Origin of the sequence: Mesorhizobium sp. B2-4-6 (genome assembly GCF_006442775.1) — a bacterium.
Taxonomy (GTDB): Bacteria; Pseudomonadota; Alphaproteobacteria; order Rhizobiales; family Rhizobiaceae; genus Mesorhizobium.
Genome location: NZ_VFVI01000011.1, coordinates 63,654 through 88,751, shown reverse-complemented (window position 1 = coordinate 88,751; position 25,098 = coordinate 63,654). Strand labels below are relative to the sequence as shown.

General features: G+C 64.9%; 28 protein-coding genes. 14 read left to right on the top strand and 14 right to left on the bottom strand.

Going from position 1 to position 25,098, the window contains the following annotated elements:
* Nucleotides 1–90: 90 nt before the first annotated feature.
* On the bottom strand, nt 91–885 hold the full coding sequence (locus FJ957_RS24100; RefSeq protein ID WP_140835314.1) for a phytanoyl-CoA dioxygenase family protein: 795 nt from the start codon (nt 883–885) through the stop codon (nt 91–93).
* A gap of 142 nt (nt 886–1,027) precedes the next feature.
* On the opposite strand from FJ957_RS24100, the gene FJ957_RS24095 reads away from it, so the two are divergent.
* The gene (locus tag FJ957_RS24095; protein WP_140835313.1) at nt 1,028–1,939 is read left to right on the top strand and encodes a LysR family transcriptional regulator; all 912 of its coding nucleotides are present in this window, start codon (nt 1,028–1,030) and stop codon (nt 1,937–1,939) included.
* A gap of 81 nt (nt 1,940–2,020) precedes the next feature.
* Entirely contained in the window at nt 2,021–3,004 is a 984-nt protein-coding gene (gene ubiA, locus FJ957_RS24090) for a 4-hydroxybenzoate octaprenyltransferase (protein WP_140835425.1), read from the top strand.
* 200 nt (nt 3,005–3,204) lie between these two features.
* On the opposite strand, the gene FJ957_RS24080 is transcribed toward ubiA, so the two are convergent.
* From FJ957_RS24080 to FJ957_RS24070, 3 genes are all read right to left on the bottom strand, one after another.
* Nucleotides 3,205–3,771: a DUF6101 family protein gene (locus FJ957_RS24080; protein WP_140835311.1), complete on the bottom strand. Its 567-nt coding sequence runs from the start codon at nt 3,769–3,771 to the stop codon at nt 3,205–3,207.
* A 185-nt stretch (nt 3,772–3,956) separates the two neighbouring features.
* On the bottom strand, nt 3,957–5,390 hold the full coding sequence (locus FJ957_RS24075) for an FAD-binding oxidoreductase (protein WP_140835310.1): 1,434 nt from the start codon (nt 5,388–5,390) through the stop codon (nt 3,957–3,959).
* Nucleotides 5,391–5,409: 19 nt separating this feature from the next.
* Nucleotides 5,410–6,372 carry an L-threonylcarbamoyladenylate synthase gene (locus FJ957_RS24070; protein ID WP_181180691.1) on the bottom strand — a complete coding sequence of 321 codons (963 nt, stop codon included), beginning with the start codon at nt 6,370–6,372 and terminating at the stop codon, nt 5,410–5,412.
* A gap of 174 nt (nt 6,373–6,546) precedes the next feature.
* Here FJ957_RS24070 and FJ957_RS24065 point away from each other — a divergent pair, with 174 nt between their 5' ends.
* Together FJ957_RS24065 and FJ957_RS24060 are read left to right on the top strand one after the other, a co-directional pair.
* Nucleotides 6,547–7,050 carry a hypothetical protein gene (locus FJ957_RS24065; protein WP_181180690.1) on the top strand — a complete coding sequence of 168 codons (504 nt, stop codon included), beginning with the start codon at nt 6,547–6,549 and terminating at the stop codon, nt 7,048–7,050.
* A 183-nt stretch (nt 7,051–7,233) separates the two neighbouring features.
* The gene (locus FJ957_RS24060) at nt 7,234–7,623 is read left to right on the top strand and encodes a hypothetical protein (RefSeq protein ID WP_140835308.1); all 390 of its coding nucleotides are present in this window, start codon (nt 7,234–7,236) and stop codon (nt 7,621–7,623) included.
* A 114-nt stretch (nt 7,624–7,737) separates the two neighbouring features.
* Here FJ957_RS24060 and FJ957_RS24055 read toward each other — a convergent pair whose 3' ends face one another.
* Together FJ957_RS24055 and glyS are read right to left on the bottom strand one after the other, a co-directional pair.
* Entirely contained in the window at nt 7,738–8,088 is a 351-nt protein-coding gene (locus FJ957_RS24055; protein WP_140835307.1) for an ATPase, read from the bottom strand.
* A gap of 266 nt (nt 8,089–8,354) precedes the next feature.
* Entirely contained in the window at nt 8,355–10,508 is a 2,154-nt protein-coding gene (glyS, locus tag FJ957_RS24050; protein ID WP_140835306.1) for a glycine--tRNA ligase subunit beta, read from the bottom strand.
* Between the two features lie 255 nt (nt 10,509–10,763).
* On the opposite strand from glyS, the gene FJ957_RS24045 reads away from it, so the two are divergent.
* On the top strand, nt 10,764–10,946 hold the full coding sequence (locus FJ957_RS24045; protein ID WP_140835305.1) for a hypothetical protein: 183 nt from the start codon (nt 10,764–10,766) through the stop codon (nt 10,944–10,946).
* Here the strand turns inward: FJ957_RS24045 and FJ957_RS24040 are convergent.
* From FJ957_RS24040 to FJ957_RS24010, 7 genes are all read right to left on the bottom strand, one after another.
* The gene (locus tag FJ957_RS24040) at nt 10,943–11,866 is read right to left on the bottom strand and encodes a glycine--tRNA ligase subunit alpha (protein WP_176480037.1); all 924 of its coding nucleotides are present in this window, start codon (nt 11,864–11,866) and stop codon (nt 10,943–10,945) included. The genes FJ957_RS24045 and FJ957_RS24040 overlap by 4 nt on opposite strands.
* 420 nt (nt 11,867–12,286) lie before the next feature.
* Nucleotides 12,287–14,062: a tetratricopeptide repeat protein gene (locus FJ957_RS24035; protein ID WP_140835304.1), complete on the bottom strand. Its 1,776-nt coding sequence runs from the start codon at nt 14,060–14,062 to the stop codon at nt 12,287–12,289.
* 10 nt (nt 14,063–14,072) lie between these two features.
* Nucleotides 14,073–14,327, bottom strand: coding sequence for a hypothetical protein (locus tag FJ957_RS24030; RefSeq protein WP_140835303.1), 255 nt, complete (start codon nt 14,325–14,327; stop codon nt 14,073–14,075).
* A 42-nt stretch (nt 14,328–14,369) separates the two neighbouring features.
* Entirely contained in the window at nt 14,370–14,786 is a 417-nt protein-coding gene (locus FJ957_RS24025; RefSeq protein ID WP_140835302.1) for a DUF1284 domain-containing protein, read from the bottom strand.
* Entirely contained in the window at nt 14,783–15,391 is a 609-nt protein-coding gene (locus tag FJ957_RS24020; protein WP_140835301.1) for a biotin transporter BioY, read from the bottom strand. Before FJ957_RS24020 ends, FJ957_RS24025 begins: the two co-directional genes overlap by 4 nt.
* A gap of 184 nt (nt 15,392–15,575) precedes the next feature.
* Nucleotides 15,576–16,241 (bottom strand): GntR family transcriptional regulator, encoded by a 666-nt coding sequence (locus FJ957_RS24015; protein ID WP_140835300.1) that lies wholly within the window; start codon nt 16,239–16,241, stop codon nt 15,576–15,578.
* Between the two features lie 107 nt (nt 16,242–16,348).
* Nucleotides 16,349–17,362, bottom strand: a complete 1,014-nt coding sequence (locus FJ957_RS24010; RefSeq protein ID WP_140835299.1) for a polyprenyl synthetase family protein — start codon at nt 17,360–17,362, stop codon at nt 16,349–16,351.
* Nucleotides 17,363–17,540: 178 nt separating this feature from the next.
* Between FJ957_RS24010 and FJ957_RS24005 the strand changes: the two genes are divergently transcribed.
* The 7 genes from FJ957_RS24005 to FJ957_RS23975 all read left to right on the top strand — a co-directional run bounded on the left by FJ957_RS24005 (nt 17,541) and on the right by FJ957_RS23975 (nt 21,943).
* Complete coding sequence (locus FJ957_RS24005; RefSeq protein WP_027164594.1) at nt 17,541–17,765, top strand: DUF2007 domain-containing protein; 225 nt, start codon at nt 17,541–17,543, stop codon at nt 17,763–17,765.
* The gene (locus tag FJ957_RS24000) at nt 17,765–18,562 is read left to right on the top strand and encodes a methyltransferase (protein ID WP_181180689.1); all 798 of its coding nucleotides are present in this window, start codon (nt 17,765–17,767) and stop codon (nt 18,560–18,562) included. The genes FJ957_RS24005 and FJ957_RS24000 overlap by 1 nt, the downstream gene beginning before the upstream one ends.
* A 240-nt stretch (nt 18,563–18,802) precedes the next feature.
* Nucleotides 18,803–19,660, top strand: coding sequence for a S49 family peptidase (locus FJ957_RS23995; protein WP_140835298.1), 858 nt, complete (start codon nt 18,803–18,805; stop codon nt 19,658–19,660).
* Between the two features lie 84 nt (nt 19,661–19,744).
* Nucleotides 19,745–19,930, top strand: a complete 186-nt coding sequence (locus tag FJ957_RS23990; protein WP_027164591.1) for a membrane protein — start codon at nt 19,745–19,747, stop codon at nt 19,928–19,930.
* 25 nt (nt 19,931–19,955) lie between these two features.
* The gene (locus FJ957_RS23985; protein ID WP_140835297.1) at nt 19,956–20,849 is read left to right on the top strand and encodes a 4-(cytidine 5'-diphospho)-2-C-methyl-D-erythritol kinase; all 894 of its coding nucleotides are present in this window, start codon (nt 19,956–19,958) and stop codon (nt 20,847–20,849) included.
* Nucleotides 20,836–21,393 carry a molybdenum cofactor biosynthesis protein B gene (gene moaB / locus FJ957_RS23980; protein ID WP_140835296.1) on the top strand — a complete coding sequence of 186 codons (558 nt, stop codon included), beginning with the start codon at nt 20,836–20,838 and terminating at the stop codon, nt 21,391–21,393. Before FJ957_RS23985 ends, moaB begins: the two co-directional genes overlap by 14 nt.
* Nucleotides 21,394–21,517: 124 nt before the next feature.
* Entirely contained in the window at nt 21,518–21,943 is a 426-nt protein-coding gene (locus FJ957_RS23975) for an aldehyde-activating protein (protein WP_140835295.1), read from the top strand.
* Between the two features lie 56 nt (nt 21,944–21,999).
* Here the strand turns inward: FJ957_RS23975 and FJ957_RS23970 are convergent, their stop codons facing one another.
* Nucleotides 22,000–22,503: a glycosyltransferase gene (locus tag FJ957_RS23970; RefSeq protein ID WP_140835294.1), complete on the bottom strand. Its 504-nt coding sequence runs from the start codon at nt 22,501–22,503 to the stop codon at nt 22,000–22,002.
* A gap of 149 nt (nt 22,504–22,652) precedes the next feature.
* On the opposite strand from FJ957_RS23970, the gene FJ957_RS23965 reads away from it, so the two are divergent.
* Together FJ957_RS23965 and FJ957_RS23960 are read left to right on the top strand one after the other, a co-directional pair.
* On the top strand, nt 22,653–23,807 hold the full coding sequence (locus tag FJ957_RS23965; RefSeq protein WP_140835293.1) for a PA0069 family radical SAM protein: 1,155 nt from the start codon (nt 22,653–22,655) through the stop codon (nt 23,805–23,807).
* A 194-nt stretch (nt 23,808–24,001) separates the two neighbouring features.
* Entirely contained in the window at nt 24,002–24,697 is a 696-nt protein-coding gene (locus tag FJ957_RS23960) for a ribonuclease HII (protein WP_140835292.1), read from the top strand.
* Nucleotides 24,698–25,098 lie beyond the last annotated feature (401 nt).

Here is a 25,098-nt window from a genome sequence, read left to right as displayed (position 1 = left end):
GCGCACGGGAACATGGCCGGCATCGAGGGGAATGAGGCAAATCCCGTCGCCGGCCGGGCCGGAAAAACGACTCAAGCCCGGAAGACGATTCTAGCTCTGGAAAACGACCGGGAACCAGTCCTCGCGCAATTTCTGGCCGGGCTTCATGTCGTGGCCGGGATAGGGCGGCGAGGTGCGGCCGGGACGCTCGACATAACGCGCGTCGTCGCCGACCCAGCGCAGCGACAGCGCCCGGCGGCGTGCGGAGGTCAGGTTGCCGCGCGCGCCGTGCGCCGTGCGGAAGTCGAACAGGATGGCGTCGCCAGGTTCCATCTCCCATTCCAGAACCTTCATCGACGGGTCGTTGTCGGGGTCGGGCACCGGCCGGTAGTCGCCCTCGCCGGCATAGAAGTTGTCGTCGTTCAGCCATCGCACCGGCAGCACCATCTTTTCCCATTTGTGCGAGCCGGCGATCAGCCTCAGCGTCGCTTCCTTCACCGGATCGATCGGGATCCAGAAGCTCACCGTCTGGCTGCCGTCGACGAAGTAATAGGGAATGTCCTGGTGCCACGGCGTCGGCTTCTGCGTGCCGGGCTCCTTGACCAGGACGTGATCGTGGAAGAACTGGGCGGTGCGCGACTGCATGACCGCGGCCGCGAGCTCGGCGGCCGGCGATTCCCTGACGATCCTGACGAATTCCGGGATGCGCTCCCAATTGCAGTAGTCGTCGAAGAAGCTGCCCTTGCCGCCGGCAATGTCGGAAGCCGTGGCGCTGCGGTTCTCAATGTTGCGCTCGATGCCGTCGGCGATGACATCGACCCAGTCCTTGAAGGCACCGCGGATGCAGACAGCGCCGTCGCGCTGATAGTCGGCAATCGTCGAAGCATCGATCTTTGGGCTGGCCATGGCGCTCTCTTTGTTTGACGCAATTCCGGACGGAAAACCGCTACACTTTTCCTGGAATGCTCGTGGTTCGGTGACCCGACTATCGCAAGCGCCGGACATCGCGTAAAATAATAACTTGTCATCTAGTTTATAGTTTTTACCTATGAGACCGACCCTCACCCAGTTGCGCTATGTCGTTGCCGTCGCCCGCTATGGCAGCGTGACCGCGGCCGCCTCGGCGCTCAATGTTTCGCAGCCTTCGATTTCGGTGGCGATCGACAATGTCGAGGACGCGCTTGGCCAGAAGCTGTTCGTGCGCCAGCGGGGAAGCGGCGTTGCGCTGACATCCTTCGGCCGCAGGGCCGTGGCCAAGGCAAGGCAGGTGCTAGGCGAGGCGGACGAGCTGGCGGCGCTCGGTTCGCGCTATGCCGATGTCGGCGGCGAGCTGGTGCTCGGCTGCTTCGAGGATCTGGCGCCCTATTTCGCGCCGGCGCTGATGCGCGCCTTCGCCGAGCGCTGCCCAGCCGTCACGGTCGTCATCGGCGACGAAACCTTCGACACGCTGGGGCGGCGCCTGGCCGACAGCGCCGTCGATCTCGGCCTCACCTACGATCTCGGTCTGCCCGGGCATTTCAAGCGCATTCTCCTGCATGAATTGCGGCCGCACGCGCTTTTGCCGGCGGGCCATGAGCTTGCGGACAAGCACGCCGTCAGCCTGGCGGAACTGGCGCAGCATCCGCTGATCACCACCGATCAGCCGCACAGCTGGCAGCACATGCTGGACCTTTTCCTTAGCCGCGGCCTGTCGCCGATAGCCCGGGCGGCGACGAGCTCGTTCGAATTGCAGCGCTCCATGGTGGCCAACGGTTTCGGCGTCGCGGTCAGCTATACGAGGCCGCATGGCGACGTTAGCTATGACGGGCTGCCGCTGGTCTGCAAGCCGCTTTCCGACCCGCTGCCCATGCAGCGCATCATCCTGACCCATGACACGCGCCAGCGCCTGTCGAAGGCGGCCGTGGCCTTCATCGACGCCGCCAAGGCATGGTTTGCCAGTCACGATGTTTTCACCGCCTAGGGCTTCAACGCCCAAGTTTTCAACACTTGAGCGACAACGCGGCCGCTTGACGACGCTGCTTGCTGCTGCCACTCCAGCGTGATGGAAACCGTCCAGTCGAAAGCAGCACAGGGCCGTGTCGCCGACGCGCCGAGCGGCCATTGGGTCTACCGCGTGCTGCCGCGCTGGCTCTGGCCCTACGCGCAGCTCGCGCGCTGGGACCGGCCGATCGGCTGGCAGCTCTTGTTGTGGCCGTGCTGGTGGTCGGCGGCACTTGCGGCGGGCGCCTATCCGCGCCCGACCGACCCGCTGCTGACGCTGCTGCCGGCGCCCTGGTATCTGCTGCTGTTTTTCATCGGCGCCGTCGCCATGCGCGGCGCCGGCTGCACCTATAACGACCTTGCCGACGTGGATATCGACAACCAGGTCGAGCGGACCCGCTCGCGGCCGTTGCCGGCCGGCAAGGTCACGCGCCGCCAGGCCTGGGCTTTCGTCATCATCCAGGCACTCATCGGGCTCGCCGTGCTCTTGCAGTTCAACAGCTTCGCCATTCCGCTCGGCATCGCCTCGCTGGCGATCGTGGCCGTCTATCCCTTCATGAAGCGCATCACCAACTGGCCGCAATTCGTGCTTGGGCTCGCCTTCTCCTGGGGCGCGCTGATGGGCTGGGCGGTCGAGTTCGGCGACATCGATGATCCGGCCATCATGCTCTATATCGGCTCGATCCTGTGGGTGATCGGCTACGACACGATCTATGCGCATCAGGACAAGGAAGACGACGCCATCGTCGGCGTACGCTCGACGGCGCGGCTGTTCGGCGACAACACCAAGACCTGGCTGGTCGGGCTCTATGGCGGCGCGCTGGTCTGCTTCGCCATCGCGTTCGCCTCGGCGCAGGTGCCGGTGGTGGCGCTGGCCGGGCTGATTGCCGCCGGCGCGCATATGGCGCGCCAGATCATCCGGCTCGACATCGACAATCCGGACCAATGCTTGAAGCTGTTCAAGTCGAACAACCAGGTCGGCTGGCTGATCTTCCTCGGCCTGATCGGGGGTTCGGTGTGGATATGGCTGAAGCCGCTGGTGTAGTCTTCCTTCTCCCCGTTCCACGGGGAGAAGGTGGCGGCAGCCGGATGAGGGGCAGCGCCAACCTTGGAAGTAAGGCGAAAGGCACAGCGCGATATAGCGTGTGTTGGATCAAATTTTGAGGCGGCTGAACGCCCAGGTCGGCGCTGCCCCTCATCGCCCTGCCGGGCACTTCTCCCCGTATAGTGACGGGGAGAAGAAACCTACTCCCTGGCAATAATCTCCTGGCCGTCGATGACCAGTCTCAGGCCAAGATTGCCGGCCTTGCGGCGGGCGAGGAAGCGCGGGCGGCGGATGTTGGAGACGCGGCCCTTGCGGCGCTCCTGCGGCGGCAGCGCCTTGATGGCGGCGCCGAGCGATTCCTCCAGCGTGCGGGCAATGCCGTCGGCCTCGATCAGAAGCATCGGCAGGCGATAGGCATCGGCCCAGGCGCGCCAGTCGGCGGCGACGTCGTCGAGGTCGTCGGCGACCAGAAGCGGCACCGACAGCATCGGATCATTGTGCAGCAGTTCCAGCGTCACGGTGACATTGCCGTCCGGATCCTCCATGGCGCGCGCGGCGACGCCGCTGAACGCGTTGGGGGGCAACGCGATGATCGCCGGCACGCCGCTCATCTCCAGCACACGGCGGATGACCGCGCCGCGCTGGTCGATGGTGAAGGTAACATCGCCATAGTCGTCGCGCGTGGCATAGCTCACCATTTGCGGCAGGCGAAACGGGTCGAGACGCATGTTGCGCCCGGCCCAGACTGGCTTCAGCCCAGTGTTCATCGGTGTCTTCCCTGTTATTCCTGAGGGCCGTTTTTCCGGTTCTCTCAGGGCCGGTTTTTCCGGCCTCGTTATGGGAAGAAACATTAGCGCTGGCTTCTTACCGGCGCGCTTAAGAAAGTCGGTTAAATTTTGCTGATCTCAGGGATGGTTATCGGAATGCGACCGGCCACCTGATAGGGGAAGGATCAGATAACCTTACCGGGATTCATGATGCCGGCCGGATCGAAGACAGCCTTCACCCGCCGCATCAGGTCGATCGCCATCGGCGGCGCAGTGGCGATCAGCTCGTCACGCTTCAACTGGCCGATGCCGTGCTCGGCCGAGATCGAGCCGTGGAAGAATCGCACGACATCGTGCACGGCGTTGTTCATGAGATGGTAGAGCTCGAGGAACGCCTCGTCCTGCCAATCCACCGGACGCGAGATGTTGTAGTGAAGATTGCCGTCGCCCATGTGGCCGAAGCAGACGACGCGCGCGCCGGGGCAAACCTCCTCAACCACGCCGGCTGCTTTTTCGATGAATGGCGGGATCGAGGCGATGGGTACCGAGATGTCGTGCTTGATCGAGGCGCCCTCAGGCTTCTGGCATTCGGGGAGCGTCTCGCGGAAATTCCAGAAGGCGTCGCCCTGGGCAAGGCTTGCCGACACCACCGCGTCGCCGACGATGCCTTGCTCGAGAGCCTCGGCCAGGATCTCCTCGATCAGCGCCCTGCCGTCCTCTTCGGAGCGGCCGGACGAAATCTGCATCAAGACATACCAAGGCCAGTCATCGGCCAGCGGCCGGGTGATGCCCTGCCCGTGCTTGAGCGTGAAGTCGTAGGGCCTTCTGGCGATCAGCTCGAAAGCGGTGAGCGAGGCGCCGGCGCGATCCATCGCCAGGGTGAACAGCGAAAGCGCGTCGTGCGGGGACGACGGCAGGCCGGCAAAGGCGACCTCCCTGCCTTTCGGTTTCGGAAAAAGCTTCAGCACCGCGGCGGTGATGATGCCGAGCGTGCCTTCGGCGCCGACGAACAAGTTCTTCAGATCGTAGCCCGTGTTGTCCTTCTTCAGCTTGCGCAGGTCGTCGAACACCTCGCCGGTCGGCAGCACGACCTCGACGCCGAGGCAGAGCTCGCGCGCATTGCCATAGGCCAGCACGCCGGTGCCGCCGGCATTGGAGGAAAGATTGCCGCCGATCTGGCAGGAGCCTTGCGCGGCGAGCGACAGCGGAAACAGCCGGTCGGCGGCGTCAGCCGCTTCCTGCAGCGTCTGCAGGATGACGCCGGCCTCGGCGGTCACCGTATTCGACAAGACATCGATCTCGCGGATGCGGTTCAGCCTGGACAGCGACAGCACGATGTCGCGGCCGGATTTGTCCGGCACCTGGGCGCCGACCAGCCCGGTGTTGCCGCTCTGCGGCACGATCGGCGTTCCGGTCTCGGTCGCAAGCCGCATGATGCGGCTCACTTCCTCGACGCTGCCGGGGCGCAGCACCAGCGATGTCCGGCCATGCCAAAGGCCACGCCGCTCGGTGATGTAAGGCGCGATGTCGGCCTGGTCGCGCAAGGCATATTTGTCGCCGACGATGGCCGCGAAGCGGTCGATGACGGCGGGATCGAGATCGAAGGGCTGGTCGTTCATGAAACAAACCCTAGGGCGCTCAGGCGAGCTTGTCACGCGGCGCGGCGGCGCGGGCAAGCCGGTCGTTGATCGCCTCGCCCAAGCCCTCCAACGGGATCGGCTCGACGGCGATGGTCGCGGCGCCGACACGATCGAGTGCCTGCATGAAGGCGAACAGATTGCTGGCTGCCTCGCGCAGGTCGCCCGCTTCGGAGAGGTTGCGCAACGCAGCGGCCCGTTCCCAGCCCTCGGCGCGATTGCGGCCGAACGCAAGCAAAGCCTCGCCTTCGGCAATTTTTCCGACATTGAGCCGCATCGCGGCGCCCGGCGCGTAATGCGAGGCAAGCATGCCCGGCGCCTCGATGCCGCTCGCGCCGCGCGATAGTTTCGCGCCGGCCACCGCCTCGATCTCCTCGGCGCCGATGCCGCCGGGCCGCAGCAGCCGCAGCCTGCCGTCCTCGACCTTGACGATGGTCGATTCCAGTCCGACAGGCGTCGCGCCACCATCGACGACCAGCCCGATCCTGTCACCGAGATCGGCGGCGACCGCGCCTGCCGTCGTGCCGCTGATCTTTCCAGAGGAATTGGCGCTGGGGGCCGCAAGCGGCCGGCCGAGCCGCGCGATCAGCCCGCCGCCGAACCCGCGCGGCATGCGCAGCGCGATCGTGTCCAGCCCCGCGGTGACCAGCGGATGGATGCCGCTGTCCGCCCTGTGCGGCAGCACCAGCGTCAGCGGGCCGGGCCAGAAGGCTTCGGCCAGTCTTGCCGACAGCGGATCGAAGCCGGCGATACGGTCCGCCATGGCGCGATCCGCGACATGGGCGATCAGCGGGTTGAAGCGCGGCCGGCCCTTGGCCTCGAAAATGCGCGCCACGGCAACGCCATTGGTGGCGTCGCCGGCCAGGCCGTAAACCGTCTCGGTCGGAATGGCGACGACGTCGCCGCCTTCGAGCAACCCCAAAGCCCGCTCCAGAGCCTCGCCGATCGCCAGTATCTCAGCCAAATTCGCCACCAGTCCTGAACATGCCGGTCCCGTAATACGGCCGCTTGCATCGGGCAAGTGCGGGCATTGGCGATTTATCAATCCCTAAAATGTTAAGTTTCCAAGCAAGCCGGCTTCAATGTGCCGGCCCTAAGGTGCGGGTTCGATGCGGTTGCGGGCTTGGGAGTTCTTGTGATGCGTCTGCTCGGAGCGTTCGGTATCAGCCTTTTGGCGATGAACGGCGCGGCACATGCCTCGTCGATCGTCGTGGTCGGACCCCCGACCTCGACGCCTTCCGTCGTCAGGCTGAATGCGATCGAGCCGACCAAGCTGTCCGCGGCCTCGACGCCGTCGATGATAGCGCTTGGCGATCCTATGCCCGCGGTCACCGACGAAAAGGTCGCGGCAATCCCCGAGAAATCCGGGCACCAGCAGGCCCCGATGATCATCCGGGGCGGTATTGTCGGCGGCGCTTTCGCAGCCCCCGCGGCGATCGCGTCGGCCAAGCCCGCGACACCGGCAACCACACCCGCCGCCACCGCGCCGGCAAACGGCACTTCGCCGGCAACGCCCGCAAACGGCGCCGCGTCCGCTTCGAACGGCAAAACCGGCAGCCAGCCGGCCGCGACGGCCAATGCGTCAAGCGGCGCGCAGCCGCAAAACGCCCCGTCACTGCCACGCGCCGGCAAGGCGATGTAGATCACACCGGATACCGTCTCGACGTGCTAGGCGCTGTTTGTCGGGACGCAATTCCGGACGGAAGGCTACGGCGAAGCCGCCGAGCATGACCGATTCACACTTTTCCTGGATTGCTCTCGCCTGCCCGATCCTCGTCATCCGCATCGGGCACGTTGGCTCTGGCGTTTCAAAAAGAGGGATTTCATGACTGTTTCGAAAGCAATCGCCGTCGCCGGCCTGATGGCGGCAAGCGTGCCGGGCGCGGGCACGGCGAGGGCCGATGATATGCTCGGCTCTTACGTCGCGCGGATTTCCGACCGCGACCATCGCGCCAGCGACGGCTACCCGCTCGGCAGCGCGGCGCAGATGGTGCGGCAGGACCGCGCCAACTGGCATAAGTTCCACCGGCGCGACGGCGACGACCAGGGCGATCCCTGGTTCCGCAGCGACGGCTCGCGCGCCGACCTGCAGCGCATGCTGGAACGCGGTGGCGCCATGAGCAGCTCGACCCGGCGCGCGATCGTCAATGGCGAGCCGCTGATCGAGGTCGATGTCTATCCGGACAGCGTCCGGGTCAGCATCGTGGAAGATTGACCAGGTCGGCTTCTGAAGATTGACGGGTCAATCTTCCTGGAAGATCGACAAGCCTGACGAAAAAGGGCGACGCGTAACGCGCCGCCCCTCATGCTTCACACGACAGGAGACGGCTCAGGCCGCTTCTTCCTTGTCGTCATCGTCGGACTCGTCGGCGTCGTCTTCATCATCCTCGCCATCTTCATCCTCGTCGTCGGACTCATCGTCGCCCGAGGCTTTGGCTTCTTCGTCGGCGTCATCGTCATCGTCTTCGTCGTCGTCTTCATCCTCGTCTTCCGACTCGTCGTCGGCCGAGGCAGTGGCCTCCTCGCCGTCTTCGTCATCTTCCTCATCGTCCTCGGACGGATCGGCAGATTCGACCGCCGCGGCAGCGGCGTGGTCGAGGAGGTTTTCGGAAGCGGATTCGATGGCCTCGGCGGCGGCCGGGGTCTCTTCAATCAGGTCGATATCGTCAACGGAATTCATGGCATGCCTCCGTGTTTGGGGAACGTCTTGCAGCGCGCCCTGCGAAACGATTTCGGGGAACGCGCCTTAAGTCTTTGGTTGATGCATGTCGGGGCCCCAGAACCGCTCAGCGCCTCCGGACGACATACATCGGTTGTCCCATGCGGAGATCATCGCCGTGTGACTGTAAGCCGGCTCCGGCGCATTAAATTTCGGGCGCCGAATTGTCGAGGAATGTCCGTATCCTAGCGAATGCGGACAAGTTGGAAGGCGCGATTTTTGCGCCGTCAGCCAACGATCTTTGAAAAATCCGCGACCTGGTCGGTGGCGGCGCGGATGCGGGCGAGCAGCGCCAGGCGGTTGGCGCGCACGGCCTGGTCCTCATCATTCACGAGAACGCCCTCAAAGAATGAATCAACCGGTTCGCGCAACACGCTAAGCGCCAGCATGGCGGCGGAAAAATCTTCGTTTTGAATCGCTTGGCCGGCTTCCTTCTCAGCCTGATTCACCGCGGCAAAAAGCTTCTTTTCCGCTTCCTCGCGGAACAATGCCGGCTCAACAGTCTCGGCGACCAGCGTTTTCTTCTTCTCCTCGGCGGCGAGAATGTTGGCCGCGCGCTTGGTGCCCGCAAGCAGGTTCTTGCCTTCGTCGGTGTCGAGCAAGGAACCCAGCGCCTCGACGCGTCGGACGATCTGGAGCAGATCGTCGGACGCAGGCGTGATGACGGCATCGATGAGGTCGTGCCTGGCGCCCTGGTCTCGGAGGTAGACTTTCAGGCGGTCATGGAAAAAGGCGAGGAGGTCGGACGACTGATCCGCGCCGCCTTTGAAGTTTGCAAAGGCCTTGGCGAAAACAGACGCCAGCGCCAGGCGAATTCGGTTCTCGATGAGGATCCTGACCACGCCAAGCGCAGCCCGGCGGAGCGCGAACGGATCCTTCGAGCCCGTGGGCTTTTCATCGATCGCCCAGAAGCCGGTCAGCGTGTCGAGCTTGTCGGCGAGCGCCACCGCAACCGAGACCGGATCGGTCGGCACGCGGTCGGACGGGCCCTGTGGCTTGTAGTGCTCCTCGGCGGCTGCGGCCACGGACGGATGCTCGCCCTGCAGCAGCGCGTATTTGCGGCCCATGGCGCCTTGCAATTCCGGGAACTCGCCGACCACTTCGGTCTGCAGATCGGCCTTGGCGAGCACGGCTGCGCGGGCGACCAGTGCTACATCGGCACCAACGATCGGCGCCAGTTCCACGGCCAGCCGCTTGATTCGCTCCACGCGCTGCCCCTGCGTGCCGAGCTTGGCGTGGAAGGTCACGTTGAGGTGGTCGAGGCGCGCCATGCGCTGGTCCAGCGGCTTCTTCAAATCCAGGTCGAACTTCGCCGCCGATTCTCCGAGTTGGTCGAGGTCCGGCAGGTCGCCCTGATCGGTCTTCCAGAAATAGAGCGCGTCGGACAGACGCGCGCGCACCACCTTGCCGTTGCCGTAGGCGATCTCCTTGCCGCCATCCTTCGCCTCGATGTTGGCGACAAGAATGAAGCGGTTGGACAGATCGTCGGCCGCGCCCTGCGGCCGGGTGACAAAACACTTCTGGTTGGCGCGGATGGTGAGACGGATGACTTCGCCCGGAATGGCAAGGAAATCCTGCTCGAACTCGCCCATCAGCACGACCGGCCATTCGACCAGGCCGGAGACTTCTTCCAGCAGGCCCTCGTCCTCGACCAGATCGAGCCCATTGGCGAAGGCGATGTTGCGGGCGTCGGCCAGGATGATCTCCTTGCGCCGGTCGGCATCGAGCACCACCTTGGCCGTCTCGAGCTTCGCCACATAGTCGTCGAAGCGGCGCACGGTGATCGGGCCCGGCGCATGGAAGCGATGGCCGTAGGTGACATTGCCTGAGCGGATGCCGTCGATCTCGAAATCGACGACGACCGGCTCCTCAGTCTCCGGGCCGAAGGTGCAGACGATCGACTGCAGCGGCCGCACCCAGCGCAGCGAGCCCGGTTTTGCCGAGGCCGGCCCCCAGCGCATCGATTTCGGCCAAGGGAAGTTCCGGATGATGCCCGGCACCAGCTCGGCGATGATTTCTTCGGCTGCCCTGCCCGGCTTCGCGATGTGGGCGACGTAGAAGTCGCCCTTCTTCGGGTCGGAATGGACATGCGCCTCGGCGATCGATGACAGGCCGGCCTTGCGCAGGAAGCCCTGCACCGCCTGCTCGGGCGCCGACGTCGACGGCCCCTTGACCTCCTCGCGGATGTCCTTCGAACGCGCGGTCAGGCCCCTTATGTCGAGCGCAAGGCGCCGCGGCGTCCAGTATTCGCGCGCCGCCTCATAGGTCAGGCCCGCCTCGACCAGACCGTCGGTCAGCATCTTCCTGAGGTCGCCGGCCGCCTTGCGCTGCATGCGGGCGGGGATTTCCTCGGAGCGAAGTTCCAAGAGCAGGTCGGGCATAGTTAAGCTCCCCACCCTCCCCTCGATGGGGAGGGTCGGCGCGTAGCGCCGGGTTCACGGATGCGCGGGAAATAGCAACTCGGCCGGCCGCTGTCACCCCGCAAGCAGACCGCCTCTTCAATCGATTTCGCGGAATTTTGCCACCCGCTGTCGGGTTGGCGCCGGCCCACCCGTCCTTGGAGCAGAACTTCCCATGAACCGAACGCTGCGCTGAAGCGACAAACGCTCAGGCAGAGACCTATTGGCTGAACGACGATGAAGACGGCATCGAGAACCCTGCAGATCCTGGCGCTCAGCGCCTGCTTCGCCACCCAGGCGCATGGCGCGATCACGATGCCGGGGGTCAGGCAGGCCATGCGTATGATCGACGGCGCAACGGCGCAGATCGCGTTGCCGAGTGCCGCCGCCGTCGAGACCGTGAAAGCCGCGGCGGCTTAAGCCGCCGCCAGCCCGCCAGCCCGCGTCTTCAGGAACGCCTCGCCGCACGCCTTGGCCAGATTGCGCACGCGCAGGATGTAGCTTTGCCGCTCTGTGACCGAGATCACGCCGCGCGCGTCGAGCAGGTTGAAGACGTGGCTCGCCTTGATGCATTGGTCGTAGGCCGGAAAGACCATGCGGTGCATCGCCAGATTGTCGCTCGGCTTGGGCGTGCCGGCATCGAGCAGCGCCTTGCACTCGGCCTCGGCGTCCTCGAAGTGTCTCAGCAGCATCGCGGTATTGGCGAATTCGAAATTGTGGCGCGAATATTCCTGCTCGGCCTGCAGGAAGACGTCGCCGTAAGTGACCTTCTCGGCGCCTTCGCGGCCGTTGAAGTTCAGGTCGTAGACATTGTCGACGCCTTGGACATACATGGCGAGCCGCTCCAGGCCGTAAGTCAGCTCGCCCGCCACCGGCGCGCATTCGATGCCGCAGACCTGCTGGAAATAGGTGAACTGCGAGACTTCCATGCCGTCGCACCAGCATTCCCAGCCGAGCCCCCAGGCGCCCAGCGTCGGGCTTTCCCAGTCGTCCTCGACGAAGCGGATGTCATGCAGCAGCGGATCGACGCCGATCGCCTCGAGCGAGCCGAGATAGAGTTCCTGCAGGTTCGGCGGATTGGGTTTCAGGATCACCTGGTACTGGTAATAATGCTGCAGGCGGTTCGGGTTTTCGCCATAGCGGCCGTCCTTCGGCCGGCGCGAGGGTTGCACGTAAGCGGCGTTCCAGCGCAAGGGGCCCAGCGCGCGCAAGGTGGTGGCCGGATGGAAGGTGCCGGCGCCGACTTCCATGTCGTAGGGCTGCAGGATGAGGCAACCATAGTCCGCCCAGTAATTGTGCAAGGTCAGGATCAGCCCCTGGAAGGAGCGGCTGGGATGCATATGGGCGGGGATCTCGATGGTCACGGCGGCCTCGGAAAGCGCAGGATGACGCTTCCCTAGTTGCCGGGCCGGCAAGCGTCAAGGCGGCGGCTCGCGTCCCGCAAGTGGAAAGCATTGCGGCGGGCTGGCCCATTGCTGTCGAGCAGCGGCCACTGTTTGCTCCGTTGGTTCAACGACAAAGGTTTCGCCATGCAGCGGAGCAGGATTCTGCACCGCAGCAGCGCTCGGAAGTCACGGAATGGATCCTCGGGTCTGCGCGCGTCGCTTCGCTCCTTGCTCCGCCCGTGGATGACGACAGAGTGGCCGTTTCGGCCAATCTCCAAAGCATGCCACCTGCCAACGCCTTAAACTCGGCAGACGCCAAGCCCAAACGAAAACGGGGCTCGACGAGCCCCGTTTTCTTGAACACTGGCGAGCGGGCTAGCCTTTCGGCGCGGGCGTCGGCTCCGGCTTCACCTTCGGGGTTTCCTGCGCGGTGTTGGATTCGATCGGCGGCAGGCCTTTGAGCAGCTTCTGCTGCAAGGTGGCAAGGACATCCGGGTCCGGCTTCAGGTCGCGCGCCTGGGTCCACTGATAGGTGGCCTCGAGCTTGCGGCCGACGCGCCAGTAGGCGTCGCCGAGATGGTCGTTGAGGACCGGATCCTCCGGCTTCAGCGAGACGGCGCGCTCCATCTCGCGCACGGCGTCGTCGAAGCGACCCATGCGGAAATAGGCCCAACCAAGCGAATCGACGATGTAGCCGTCATTCGGCCGCAGATCCACGGCCTTCTGGATCATCGCCAGGCCTTCCTTGAGGTTCATGTTCATGTCGACCCAGGAATAGCCGAGATAGTTCATGACCTGCGGCTGGTCGGGCTGCAGCTCCAGCGCCTTGCGGAAGTTCGGTTCCGCCTTCGGCCATTCCTTCAGCCGCTCATAAGCGATGCCGCGCTGGTAGAAGATGTTCCAGTTGGCGGCGGTCGGCGTCTTCAGCTGCTCGACCGCCTTGTCGTAGAGATTGGCGGCCGAGCGGAAATCTTCCTTCGCGCCATAGACGCCGCCAAGCGCCAGATAGGCGCGCATGTCCTCCGGATGCTTGTCGAGATAGGCCTTGAGGTGGGAAATCGCTTCGTCATGCTTGTCGAGATCGGCAAGGTTGAGGCCGATCTGCAGGTCCGAGAGCTCTTTGAGCGGCGACGACGCCGGAATACGGCGGTACAGGGCGACCGCGCCTTCGCCGTCCTTGAGCTGCTCGGCAACGGCGGCAAGCTGCACCAGGGCCGCATCGCTGTCGGGCTTCAGCGCCAGCGCGTATTGCAGGTAAAGCCGCACGAAAGGTTCGCCGCCGCCGCGGTTGAGCGCGGTGGCAAGGTCGAGCAGGATTTCGGACGCGCCGTCGGCCGGGCCGGCCACCAGCGGCTCGATCTTGTCGCCCTTGGCTATGCGGTCGCGCAGCGTGGTGATTTCAAGCTTGCCCGGCGCGAAGGCCTCGGCCTTGTTCAACACCGCCAGCGCCTTCGTCTTGTCGCCCTTACGGACCAGGAACGAGGCATAGGCCTGGGCGTTGCGCATCCAGGTTTCGGGCGCGGAGCCGCCGGCCGTTGTATCGGCCATGGTGGCGGCGTAGATCTCGTCGGCCTTGTCGTTCAGGCCGGCAGCGTCGGCGATCAGCGCGCGGTGGAACGATTTGAACAGGCCGAACCAGTCCGGGCCCTTGAGCTTGTCGACGGAATCCATGGCCTCGGACGCGTTGCCGGCGCCTTCCTTGGCCCAGCCGTCCATGACGCCGGAAAGCAGCCGGTCGAGATCGGATTCGAGCGAGAGCTTCAACCAGTACTGCGCCTTGGCGTAGTCCTTCTTGTGGAAGGAATCGATGGCCAGCGCCAGGCGCGAGAAGCGCTCGACATCCGGCACTTCCTTCAGCTTGTCGGCATAGACCAGCGATTCCTCGAAGCGGCCTTGCGCGACCAGAGCCAGCATCAGGCTCTGCTGCAGATCCTTGTCGTCCGGCGCAAAGGCCAGCGCCTGCTTGTAATAGGCGATCGCGTCGTCGAGGTCGTTGTCGCTTTCAGCGATATGGGCCGCGAGATACGCGCCCGAGAAAGACGTGATCTGGAGCGGTTGGGCATCTTCCTTGGCCTGGACCGGCAGCACCCAAAGCGCCACACCGGTCAAAAATGCCAGCCTCGTCAGCCAGCGCGCACGTCCTTGCCGCATCGTATCCCTTTCAGCCAGACGCGATCCCGCCCTTGGCGGACCGCCCACAGACTCGATCTTTTCCGGTCAAAGCATGGCCTTTTTGGGGTCGGGCTTCAATCGCCAAGCGAATCACAATGCAATCATCCGGCTTAAAAAACGATGCCGCGCCACCGAAAAATCCCGCGCGGAGGCCCGGGACGCCCATCTGCCGGCATCGGTCTGCCTGGATCAGGATGACGTTGCGTTGAATCGCCATCCTGATCCAGTTCTTTTGTTGGAGCATGATCTTTTCCGAAAACCGCGGCCAACTTTTCGGGATCATGCTCTAAAGACGCGTGTCGCTGAATCCGCCGGCGGCCACCGCGTCGCAAAGGCCGGACCATTCGCAGCCGGAGCACGCCTGGCGCGTCAGGCCGGCGGAAAAAGCCTTGCGCATCCCTGCTAGACTGGAGGCGTCCAGCACCAACCGGTCTCCGGCTTGGATCTGCCGGCCGAGGAAAGCCCCCACGTCGCGCGCGGCGAACCCGTCCCGCTCGGCGGCGCTTTGGCGCAGGCAATGCGGCTCCGGTTCGCCGAGCAGCGGTGCGCAGATGTCGTCCGGACCGGAAACGATCACCACCCCCTCGCCTTCGCCCAGCCGCTTCACCACCTTGTCGTAGTTGGCGGTGAAGGCCGGCGAGTAGCCCTTGCCGACATAGGTCAGCAGGCAGAGCATGTGATGGGCGCGCAGCCTGACGGTCATCGCATCCCGGACGAGCGGTCGCGCCGTTCTGCCCAATAGGTGGAAAAGAGCTTCAGCGTCGCCGCGCCCAGCGCCGACTTGAGCAGGCCGCCGACGATGAAGGGCAGGAAGCCGAAGGTGACGGCCTTCTCGGCGCCGATCATGACGGCGAGCCAGGCGGTACCGAGAACCAGGCAAAGCAGGTTGCCGATGAGCATAGCGGCGAAGGCCAACATGACGCGGTTGCCGTTCCAGCCTCGTTCGGCCAGCCAACCGACAACGGCGCCGACGACCGGGAAGGCGAAGAGATAGCCGCCGGTCGGACCGACGAAATGCTGAATGCCGGCCGCCCCGCCCGCCAGCACCGGAAACCCTGCCGCGCCTTCGACCAGCCAGGCGGCAATGGTGAGCGCGCCGAAGCGCCAGCCGTAGAGAGCGCCGACCAGCGTGACGGCGAAGGTCTGCATGGTCACCGGAACCGGCACCATCGGCACCTCGATATAGGAGGACAGCGCCAGGAACAGCGAGCCGAGGATGACGGCGCCGATCTGCCAGGCGAGCGAACGGCTGTGCAGCCGCAGTGGGCTGAAGGAGGGCTTGTAGGTCGAAACGGCTGCGTTGGTCACGGTGTCTTCCTTGGCTTGCGTGAAATTATAGATAATTTTTCGACTTCATCTATTATCGAATCCATATTTTGAAAAGAATGGCAAGCGCCGACCTGGAACAGGCAACGGATTTCATTCTAAGGCGGAGCAAGAGCGGAGCGACGCACGGACCTAGAATGACGACCGCGTGGAGGTCGAGCCAACGTCACCCCACGATGGCGAAGGCGTCTCGAGTCCTGCCGGAGGCGGTCTTGACGGGCTTCTGGCCGATCCATTGCACGTGACGCCCGAGGGTCGCGGCGGCCGATTCGGTGTTGCCTTGTCTCAGCGCGCTCAGGATCGCGCGGTGATCCTGGTCGGTGCGGATTTCCCACTCGGAGCGCCAGGCCGCGAACAGGAAACGCGCGCTCGCGGCGTGCAGGTCATCGATGGTGGAGAGCAGACGCGGCATGTTGCAGGGCGCCAGGAGCAGCCGGTGGAAGGTGCGGTTGGCCTCTTCCCAGGAGCGCACGTCGCCGGATTTGTCGCCCGCCTTGGTCGCCTCCTCGGCTTTCTCGAGGATCGACGCCGTGAGATGCGGCGCGGCATGGCGCAACGCCAGCACTTCGAGCGCAGCGCGCATCTCGGCCACCTCCCTGACCTCGCCCAGATCGAAAGAAGCGACGCGCACGCCGCGGCGCGGCTCGCTGATTGCCAGGCCTTGAGCCTCGAGGCGGCGAAAGGCCTCGCGCACCGGCACGTGGCTGGTGTTGAATTCCTCCGCGACATGGTCCTGGCGCAGCCGCGAGCCGGGCTCGATGGCGCCCGAAATGATGCGGTCCGCCAGTTCCTTGCTGATGCGGACGGCGATGGTGTCTTCTGTGCTGGCCATGTTTTATAGATAATTTGCCGGGCCGGCCTTTGTCGAGACGGTCGGCGCGGGATTCACAGGCGCCCTGCCCGGCGGATGCCAGGCAGGTCCCGAGAAGACAGACAGGCTCAGTTGACGCGGCTGGTGCAGAAATCGATGACGTCGATCAGCGCCGATTTCTGCGGCGTCGCCTCCAGCGGCGCCAGCGCGTCGCGGGCGATCTCACCGAAATGCCGGGCGCGGCCGATCGTGTCGGCGATGGCGCCGTGGCGGGCCATCAGGCCAATCGCCTTTTCAAGCCCCGCATCGTCGGCGACGTTTTCCTCGATGGCGCGCTTCCAGAAGGTACGCTCGGCCTTGGTACCGCGCCGGTAGGCGAGGATTACCGGCAGCGTCACCTTGCCCTCGCGGAAATCGTCGCCGACATTCTTGCCGAGATCCTTGCTCGAGCCGCCATAATCCAGCGCGTCGTCGATGAGCTGGAAGGCCAGGCCCAGATTCATGCCGTACGAGCGAAGCGCGGCGCGATCGGTGCGCGACGCCTGGGCGATGACCGGCCCGACTTCCGCGGCGGCCGAAAACAGCGCCGCGGTCTTGGCCTTGATGACGGCGAAATGCTCATCCTCGGTGGTCTCGAGGTTCTTCGCGGCGGCAAGCTGCATCACCTCGCCCTCGGCGATGATGGAGGCCGCGGCCGACAGGATGTCCAGCGCCTCCAGCGAACCGACCTCGACCATCATGCGGAACGCCTGGCCGAGCAGGAAATCGCCGACGAGCACGCTCGCCTGGTTGCCCCAGATCATGCGTGCCGTCTTCTTGCCGCGGCGCAGCGCGCTCTCGTCGACCACATCGTCATGCAGAAGCGTCGCCGTGTGCATGAACTCGACCGCCGTGGCGAGCTTGACATGGCCTTCGCCGGAATAGCCGAACATCTGCGCGGCGGCGAGGGTGAGCATGGGCCGCAGCCGCTTGCCGCCGGACGAGATCAGGTGGTTGGCGATCTCCGGGATCATCTCGACGTCGGAGCCGGCCTTGGACAGGATCAGCTCGTTGACCCGCCCCATGTCGGCCGCCGTCAGATCGATCAAATCCTTGATGGAAGCGGGTTCCCGCTTGCCTTCGATGTTGAGAACGACACCCACCACGACAACTCCCGTCTCTTTAACGCGCACGAGTTAACGCGCACGACGGCACCCTTAATCCCGCACCGACTCTAGGGCGGCACAACCGGGCACGGCAAGAGGCGAATTGGCGCGGCTCTGCCGACGGTGTGTCCACCCGCACGTTTACAGGAACGCCGCAACCTGCGATTTTCGTTCCATGATCGAGCTTGTCCGCACCAACGACGCCGTCGTCATCTCCTTTGTCGAATCGCTGATGCGCGACGCCGGCATCGCCTGTTTCGTCGCCGACCAGAATATGAGCGTGCTCGACGGCTCGCTCGGCATCCTGCCGCGGCGGGTGATGGTCGATGCCGAGAAGGTCGATGCGGCGCGCCGCATCCTCAAAGATGCCGGCATCGAGAACGAGATCCGCAAAAAATAATGGCAGCCAGCACCGCCCCCGTCCCGGATACGCCGGCGCACACGGTCGATGCCTTCCATCGCGGGCGCTTCTGGCTGGTGCAGCCGAGCCGGGGCGGTCATCGCGCCGGGATGGACGCCATGATGCTGGCGGCCGCCGTGCCGTCCGGCTTTTCCGGCCGGCTCGCCGATTTCGGCGCGGGCGCGGGCGCGGCGGCCTTTGCCGTGCTGTCGCGCTGCCCGGCGGCGCAGGCAGTGCTCGTCGAACGCTCGGCCGAAATGGCCGGGTTCGCCGCCGCCACGCTTTCGCATCCCGGCAATGCGCATCTCGGCGACCGCGCTTCGGTGCTGGCAGCCGACGTGACGCTGGCCGGCCGGGCGCGTGCGGAAGCCGGCCTTGACGACAACCAGTTCGATTTCGTCATCATGAACCCGCCGTTCAACGCCGCCGAGGATCGCGCCACCCCCAACGCGCTGCGCAGGGAGGCGCATGTTTTGGAGGACGGGCTGTTCGAGCGCTGGATCAGGAGCGCCGCCGCCGTCGCCAGGCCGCGCGGCGGGCTTGCCGTCATCGCACGGCCCGAGCAATTGGTCGCCATCCTCGACGCGATCGAGGGGCGCTTCGGCGATGCCGAGATGCTGTGCGTGCATCCGCGGCCGGACGCGGCGGCGATCCGCATCGTCGTCAGGGCGGTGCTCGGCGCGCGTGGAAAACTGTCGATCCGCCCGCCGCTCACCTTGCATGGACCATCGGGCAACGCGCCGGCCGAGCGGACGGAAATGATCAATAACGGCCTGGCATCGCTGTTCGGCGATTGATCCTTGAAGCGCGTCGCGTTGAAATGGATTCTAGCGACGCGCTTCAAGTTTTTGTTTTATGCATGTCTTTTTCGCAAAACCGCTGCACACTTTTGCGCGACATGCACTGGCTGGCGATGCGGCATTGCCGTTGGCCAGCGAATTCCTACATGCCCAAAGCAAGCTGACGCCGCCCGTGAAACAGACCAACCGACCTGATCTCATCTTGCTGCTTTGCAAATCGACCGGAGACATTCCTTCGTGAAACGCCTCTTCAATCGCCTGCTGCCGAAATCCTGGCGCTCGACAGCCATCACCATTCCGGTCATCCGGCTGCAAGGCGCCATCATGGCGGGCGGCGGCCAATTCCGGCCTAGCCTGTCGCTCGCCTCGACGGCCGGCCTCATCGAAAAGGCATTCAGCTTCGATGCGCCGGCGGTTGCCATCTCGATCAATTCGCCGGGCGGCTCGCCGGTGCAGTCGCGGCTGATCTTCAAGCGCATCCGCGACCTGGCGGTGGAAAAGAACAAGAAGGTGCTGGTCTTCGTCGAGGATGTGGCGGCTTCCGGCGGCTACATGATCGCGATCGCCGGCGATGAGATCTTCGCCGACCCGTCGTCGATCGTCGGCTCGATCGGCGTGGTCTCGGCCTCGTTCGGTTTCCCCGAGTTGATGAAGAAGATCGGCGTCGAGCGACGTGTCCACACCGCCGGGCAGAACAAGGCCGTGCTCGATCCGTTCAAGCCGGAGAAGAAGGAAGACGTCGAGCGGCTGAAGGCACTGCAGCTCGAAGTGCACGAGACCTTCATCGACCTCGTCAAGGAACGGCGCGGCAGCAAGCTCAAGGACGACCCGGACCTGTTCACCGGCCTGTTCTGGACCGCCAAGCGAGGCCTCGAGCTCGGCCTTGTCGATGCGCTGGGCGATATGCGCGGTGTGCTCCGGACGCGTTTCGGCGACAAGACGCAGCTCAAGTTGATCACCGCGCCGCGCGGGCTTTTCGGCCGATTTGGCCTGTTCGGCTCGCGTGTTTCGGGGCCGGATATCGCGGCGGCCGCCGCCAGCGGCGTCCTCGATGCGGCGGAAGAGCGCGCGCTATGGGCGCGCTTCGGGCTTTGAAAAAGCCATGAATGCGGCTACCATGGCCGCTTGACCGACCCATTCGGCCGGCCTTGCCGCGAGGACGCGGGAGGAGTTTTAGAGATGCCGCAGATCATTTTCTTCGCCGTTGTCGGCGCCGCCGCTTACTTTGGCTACCGCGCTTTCGTGCGCGAGGCCGAACGCGTGACGGCCAAGATCCGGCGGACCGAGAAACAGGCGGCGAACGGCACGATGGGCACGCTGGTCAAGGATCCCAAGACCGGCGAATACCGCCTCGCCAAGGACTGATCCCATCTCGCCAGCAGCCGATATTCTGGAGCCCGGCACAGAGGTCCGGACGTGGCTTGCGCCTGCCAAGATCAACCTGGCGCTGCATGTCACCGGACGGCGCGCCGACGGCTACCATCTTATCGACAGCCTTGCCGTCTTCACCCGCTTCGGCGACCGGCTCGAGATCGAGCCGGCGGAACAGGATGAATTCTCGGTATCCGGCCGTTATGCCGCCGGCCTGCCGCTCGACGGCGACAATCTGGTGGTCAGAGCGCGCGATGCCTTGCGCCGGGAAGCCGGCATGCAACAGGGATCGCCCGTCGCCATCCGGCTGGAGAAGAACCTGCCGATCGCTTCCGGCGTCGGCGGCGGCTCGAGCGACGCGGCGGCCGTGCTCAACGCTCTGGCACGGCTCTGGAAGCTCGATATCGACGACAATTCGCTGGCCCGGATCGGGCTTTCGCTCGGTGCCGACCTGCCGATGTGCCTCAAAGGCAAGCCACTGGTCGCGCGCGGCATTGGCGATGACGTATCGCCGCTCTGCGCATTTCCGGCGCTTGGCCTCGTTCTGGTCAATCCGGGCGTTGCCGTCTCGACGCCCGACGTTTTCAAGGCGCTGTCCCGGCGCGACAGCGAGGCGCTGCCGCCCCTGCCGAAACGCCTCGACTTTCACGCCGTCCGCAACTGGCTCGAGACGACGCGCAACGACCTCGAACCTGCCGCCCGCTCGATCCAGCCGGCGATCGGCGAGGCGCTCAAGACGCTCAAGCGCGCCGACGCAGCTTTCATGCGCATGTCCGGCTCGGGCGCTACGTGTTTCGGCCTGTTCGAGACCGGCAATGTCGCCAAGCGCGCGGCGATCGAGATCCGCGCGCGCCATCCCGAGTGGTTCGTCGCCGCGACGCGCAGCATGGAGGCGACCGATGGCGAAGCTTGACGAGAGCCGGCCCTTCATTCCGGTGCGCATCGCGGTGCTGACGGTTTCCGATACGCGCAGCCTTGCCGACGACAAGTCCGGCCAGACGCTGGCCGACCGCATCACGGAGGCCGGCCATACGCTTGCCGCGCGGGACATCGTGACCGACGACCGCGAGAAGATCCGCGACAAGGTTCTCGGCTGGTCGAAGGACGGAAACATCGATGTCGTCATCACCACCGGCGGCACCGGCTTCACCGGTCGCGACGTGACGCCGGAGGCGCTGGAGCCGATCTTCGAAAAACGCATGGACGGCTTTTCGGAAGTCTTCCACCGCATCTCCTACGACAAGATCGGCACCTCGACGATCCAGAGCCGGGCGACCGGCGGCGTCGTCAACGCCACCTTCGTGTTCGTGCTGCCGGGCTCGCCCGGCGCCTGCAAGGATGCCTGGGACGGCATCATCAAGGCGCAGCTCGACTACCGGCACATGCCCTGCAACTTCGTCGAGATCATGCCGCGGCTGGACGAGCATCTCAGGCGCCGCGGCAAGACTGGTGCATAACTAAAGGCAAAACATCCGGACCGGCGTCCGGTTCGCAGGCGGAATGGCGCTCTCGCCTACGAGCAGCCATTTCGAAGTCGCGACCGGCAAAGTATCTTGTGCCGCGAACAAGGGACCATCTGCCATGACCGTTCACAGCGGCGGATGCCATTGCGGCAACATCCGCCTGAGCTTCGCCACCGCGCTCGATCCGGCCGGACTGGAAATTCGCGTCTGCCAGTGCTCGTTCTGCACCCGGCACGGCTCGCGCGCGACCGCCGATCCGAACGGTCGCCTGAGCATCTCGGTCGAAGACAAAGCACGGCTGCAGGTCTACCGGTTCGGCCTGCGCACCGCCGACTATCTCGTCTGCCGCGAATGCGGTGTCTATGTCGCGGCAATCGCCGGAGAAGGTGACGACGCCACGGCGGTCGTCATCATCAACGCGCTTGACGATCGCGAGCTGTTCTCCCGCGAGCCGGTCGCCGTCCGGTTCGATGCCGAAACGCGCGAGCAGCGTGTCGCCAGGCGCCGCAGGGCCTGGATGCCCGTCGAAATCAGAGGGACCTGACTGGGCAGGGACTGCGCTTCTTCCTTCTCCCACAAGGGCAGAAGGGGGAGCCTGCATCACTTCGGCGGAGCCACCCAGATTTCGGCGTTCAGCCTTCTGGCGGCAAGGCCGCGCGCCAGGGCCTCGGCCCCTCGCGCGCTCTTTGCCAGGGCCGAGGCCTGACGCTTGCTGATGACAAGACCCTCGGCCAGCGCGCGGTTGCCCGAAAAGACGCGGGCTAGGAAAGGCGCGCGGTCGGCCCGGGCGCGTGAAAACCGCGCCGGCATGGTTTGCTTCGCCGCGTGCGCCACCACCTCGTCGATCCATCCCTCGGCAAGCCGCGCGCCGGGTTCCAGAAAAAGCAGCCAATCGCCCTTGGCCTGGCCGATGCCGGCGCCGATGCCGCCGGTCACATAATGGCAGCCGGCATGTTCGGCCACCCGATGCGTCTGGTCGATCGAGCCCTGGTCGCAGACGATCACGTCGCGCACCACGCCCTCGACCGCGCCGCCGACCAGCGACGCCAGCGTACGGGCAAGACCCTCTTCGTCGTTGCGGGTTTCGATGAGAACGCTGAGCATCCTTAGCCGAATAGCGGAAAGCCGCGACTTGCGCCAGTTGCGGCTTTCCGCCGAAAAAGTTCTTGCTTTGTTCTGTCCGGTAAAATAGGAATAGTTTCATGAACAGAGCGATTCGACAGCCTGCCGACAGTCCTTGGGAGAGGGCGAAAATGGAACAGATCGTGCGCGCCGACATTGCTGCTTTCGGAGCAGGAAGGGCCGAGATGGCGAACGCGATGATCGAACAGAGCGGCATGCGCGTGCGGCCCGACCGCAATCGCGGCCGCTCGGCCGGCATCAACCCGTCCGGCCGGTTCGAGCCGGTCAGCCGTCATGTGTTCGACGACGGCTGGAACTCGCTGGAGGAACTGCCGCCGTTCAAGACGGAAGTACAGGTCGAGAAGCCGCGCACGATCATCACCCGCAACGAGTCGCCGGACATTTCCTTCGACCGTTCGATCAATCCCTATCGCGGCTGCGAGCATGGCTGCGTCTACTGCTTCGCCAGGCCGACGCATGCCTTCATGGGCCTGTCGCCGGGGCTCGATTTCGAATCGAAGCTTTTCGCCAAGCCGGATGCCGCGCGCATGCTGGACAGGGAATTGTCGAAACCGGGCTACCAGCCGCGCACGATCGCCATCGGCACCAACACCGATCCCTACCAGCCGATCGAGAAGCAATACCGCATCATGCGCGAGATCCTGGAAGTGCTGGAGGCGCGCGGCCATCCGGTCGGCATCGTCACCAAGTCGGCGCTGGTGACGCGCGACATCGACATCCTGTCGCGCATGGCCGAGCGCGGCCTCGCAAAGGTGGCGCTGTCGGTGACGACGATGGACCGCATGCTGGCGAGAACCATGGAGCCCCGCGCGTCGACGCCGACGAAACGGCTGGAGGCGATCAGGCAGCTTTCGGATGCCGGCATTCCGGCATCGGTGATGGTGGCGCCGATCATCCCCGGCCTCACCGATCCGGAGATGGAGCGTATCCTCGATTCGGCCCGAGCCGCAGGCGCGCGGGAGGCAGGCTACGTCATCCTGCGCCTGCCGCTCGAAGTGGCGCCGATCTTCAAGGATTGGCTGCTGCGCCACTATCCTGACCGCTACCGGCATGTGATGTCGCTTATCCGCTCGATGCGCGACGGCAAGGACTACGATTCCGAATGGGGCAAGCGCATGAAGGGCGCCGGTCCCTATGCCTGGCAGATCGGCAGGCGCTTTGAGATCGCCGCCAAGCGGCTCGGCCTCAATGTCGAGCGGCGGCAGCTCCGCACCGACCAATTCGTCGCAGGCTCCGGCGCCAGCGAGCAGTTGATGCTGCTTTGACACCTGCGCCGGCCGTGACGGTCGGCGCTAAGCAATTCCAGGCAAAGCGATTTCCCGTCCGGAATTGTCGTCCTTTCAAGAATCCCGTCCGGCCACTGTCCCCCGGCCGCGAGACGGTGCCTTCCCGGTCCGACGCCCCATCCGACCCGGAAGGACTTGCGGAGAATCGGAGCCGATGCGAACCTCGCCGCACCATGGCTCGCGCGCGTTCCGATTCTCCGCTTCTCTTTGAAATGGTCGAGAAGCCCGACTTCTCGATCGAGACGAAGGCGATGGCCGACGGGCTTTGGCCTGTCGCCGGCATGGACGAGGCAGGCCGCGGTCCTCTCGCCGGACCGGTGGTGGCCGCCGCGGTGGTGCTCAACCCCGCGAATATCCCGGAAGGCCTCGACGATTCCAAGCGCCTCACCCATTTGCAGCGCGAGGCGCTGTTCCTCAAGATTCTGGGCTCGGCGCTCAGCGTCTCGATGGCCTCGATCAGCGCCGAAGGTATCGACAGCAGCAACATCCTGAAAGCCAGCCTCGAAGCGATGCGCCGCGCCGCCGCCGGCCTGTCGTTGCAGCCGAAGCTCGCTTTGGCCGATGGCCGCGACATTCCGCCAGGTCTCGCCTGCGAGGGCCGGGCGCTCATCAAGGGCGACCAGCGCTCGCAATCGATCGCCGCCGCCTCGATCGTCGCCAAGGTTATGCGCGACCGCATGATGTGCGGCTGCGGCGGCCATCACGAGCACTACGGCTTCGAAGTGCATATGGGTTATGCGACGGTCAGGCATCGGACCGCGATCGAAGCGCATGGACCGGTGGCGAGATTGCACCGCGCGTCGTTCGCGCCGTTCCGGTTGGGTGGCGCGGAGGTGGTTGAGGAAGAGAGCTTGGCCGGGCTGGAGTAGTTAGTCAATCTCCCTCAATGTGGTTACGGCTTGCAGACATCCTCTGTCACTGGCGTGACTGATCGGCCCAGGCTTGATTGCCAGGTGGTTCCCCCAATCCGTCGCTGCTTCGCAGCGCCACCTTTCCCCCTCCGGAGGAAAGGAAGGGTGCCTTGCTGGACGAGCGTTAACGGCAAAAAGCTTAGCGCCTTTCCTCTACCCCGTCGATCGGGGGAGAGGTGGCTCGGCGAAGCCGAGACGGAGTGGGGGTCGACCAGCGCTACATTAAACAATGCATGCGCCAAGCTGCCATGCACGCTATCGCCAAAGACCAGTTGCTCGGAAATGTGTGCATAGCGTAGCCCCTTGTGGGAGATTAGCAGCTTCGGCGCCACGCTCCCTTTCAAACAACAAAAAAGCCG

What these genes read in the sequence shown, in the direction of transcription:
- FJ957_RS24030 (WP_140835303.1), bottom strand. Translation starts at nt 14,327, where the DNA reads ATGCTCCAACAAAAGAACTGGATCAGGATGGCGATTCAACGCAACGTC.
- FJ957_RS23965 (WP_140835293.1), top strand. Translation starts at nt 22,653, where the DNA reads ATGGAACAGATCGTGCGCGCCGACATTGCTGCTTTCGGAGCAGGAAGG.
- FJ957_RS24035 (WP_140835304.1), bottom strand. Translation starts at nt 14,062, where the DNA reads ATGCGGCAAGGACGTGCGCGCTGGCTGACGAGGCTGGCATTTTTGACC.
- FJ957_RS24100 (WP_140835314.1), bottom strand. Translation starts at nt 885, where the DNA reads ATGGCCAGCCCAAAGATCGATGCTTCGACGATTGCCGACTATCAGCGC.
- FJ957_RS24005 (WP_027164594.1), top strand. Translation starts at nt 17,541, where the DNA reads ATGATCGAGCTTGTCCGCACCAACGACGCCGTCGTCATCTCCTTTGTC.
- FJ957_RS24095 (WP_140835313.1), top strand. Translation starts at nt 1,028, where the DNA reads ATGAGACCGACCCTCACCCAGTTGCGCTATGTCGTTGCCGTCGCCCGC.
- FJ957_RS24015 (WP_140835300.1), bottom strand. Translation starts at nt 16,241, where the DNA reads ATGGCCAGCACAGAAGACACCATCGCCGTCCGCATCAGCAAGGAACTG.
- ubiA (WP_140835425.1), top strand. Translation starts at nt 2,021, where the DNA reads ATGGAAACCGTCCAGTCGAAAGCAGCACAGGGCCGTGTCGCCGACGCG.
- FJ957_RS24055 (WP_140835307.1), bottom strand. Translation starts at nt 8,088, where the DNA reads ATGAATTCCGTTGACGATATCGACCTGATTGAAGAGACCCCGGCCGCC.
- FJ957_RS24065 (WP_181180690.1), top strand. Translation starts at nt 6,547, where the DNA reads ATGCGTCTGCTCGGAGCGTTCGGTATCAGCCTTTTGGCGATGAACGGC.
- FJ957_RS23975 (WP_140835295.1), top strand. Translation starts at nt 21,518, where the DNA reads ATGACCGTTCACAGCGGCGGATGCCATTGCGGCAACATCCGCCTGAGC.
- FJ957_RS23990 (WP_027164591.1), top strand. Translation starts at nt 19,745, where the DNA reads ATGCCGCAGATCATTTTCTTCGCCGTTGTCGGCGCCGCCGCTTACTTT.
- FJ957_RS23970 (WP_140835294.1), bottom strand. Translation starts at nt 22,503, where the DNA reads ATGCTCAGCGTTCTCATCGAAACCCGCAACGACGAAGAGGGTCTTGCC.
- FJ957_RS24060 (WP_140835308.1), top strand. Translation starts at nt 7,234, where the DNA reads ATGACTGTTTCGAAAGCAATCGCCGTCGCCGGCCTGATGGCGGCAAGC.
- FJ957_RS24025 (WP_140835302.1), bottom strand. Translation starts at nt 14,786, where the DNA reads ATGACCGTCAGGCTGCGCGCCCATCACATGCTCTGCCTGCTGACCTAT.
- FJ957_RS24080 (WP_140835311.1), bottom strand. Translation starts at nt 3,771, where the DNA reads ATGAACACTGGGCTGAAGCCAGTCTGGGCCGGGCGCAACATGCGTCTC.
- glyS (WP_140835306.1), bottom strand. Translation starts at nt 10,508, where the DNA reads ATGCCCGACCTGCTCTTGGAACTTCGCTCCGAGGAAATCCCCGCCCGC.
- FJ957_RS23960 (WP_140835292.1), top strand. Translation starts at nt 24,002, where the DNA reads ATGGCTCGCGCGCGTTCCGATTCTCCGCTTCTCTTTGAAATGGTCGAG.
- FJ957_RS24040 (WP_176480037.1), bottom strand. Translation starts at nt 11,866, where the DNA reads ATGCATCCCAGCCGCTCCTTCCAGGGGCTGATCCTGACCTTGCACAAT.
- FJ957_RS24075 (WP_140835310.1), bottom strand. Translation starts at nt 5,390, where the DNA reads ATGAACGACCAGCCCTTCGATCTCGATCCCGCCGTCATCGACCGCTTC.
- FJ957_RS24000 (WP_181180689.1), top strand. Translation starts at nt 17,765, where the DNA reads ATGGCAGCCAGCACCGCCCCCGTCCCGGATACGCCGGCGCACACGGTC.
- moaB (WP_140835296.1), top strand. Translation starts at nt 20,836, where the DNA reads ATGGCGAAGCTTGACGAGAGCCGGCCCTTCATTCCGGTGCGCATCGCG.
- FJ957_RS24045 (WP_140835305.1), top strand. Translation starts at nt 10,764, where the DNA reads ATGAAGACGGCATCGAGAACCCTGCAGATCCTGGCGCTCAGCGCCTGC.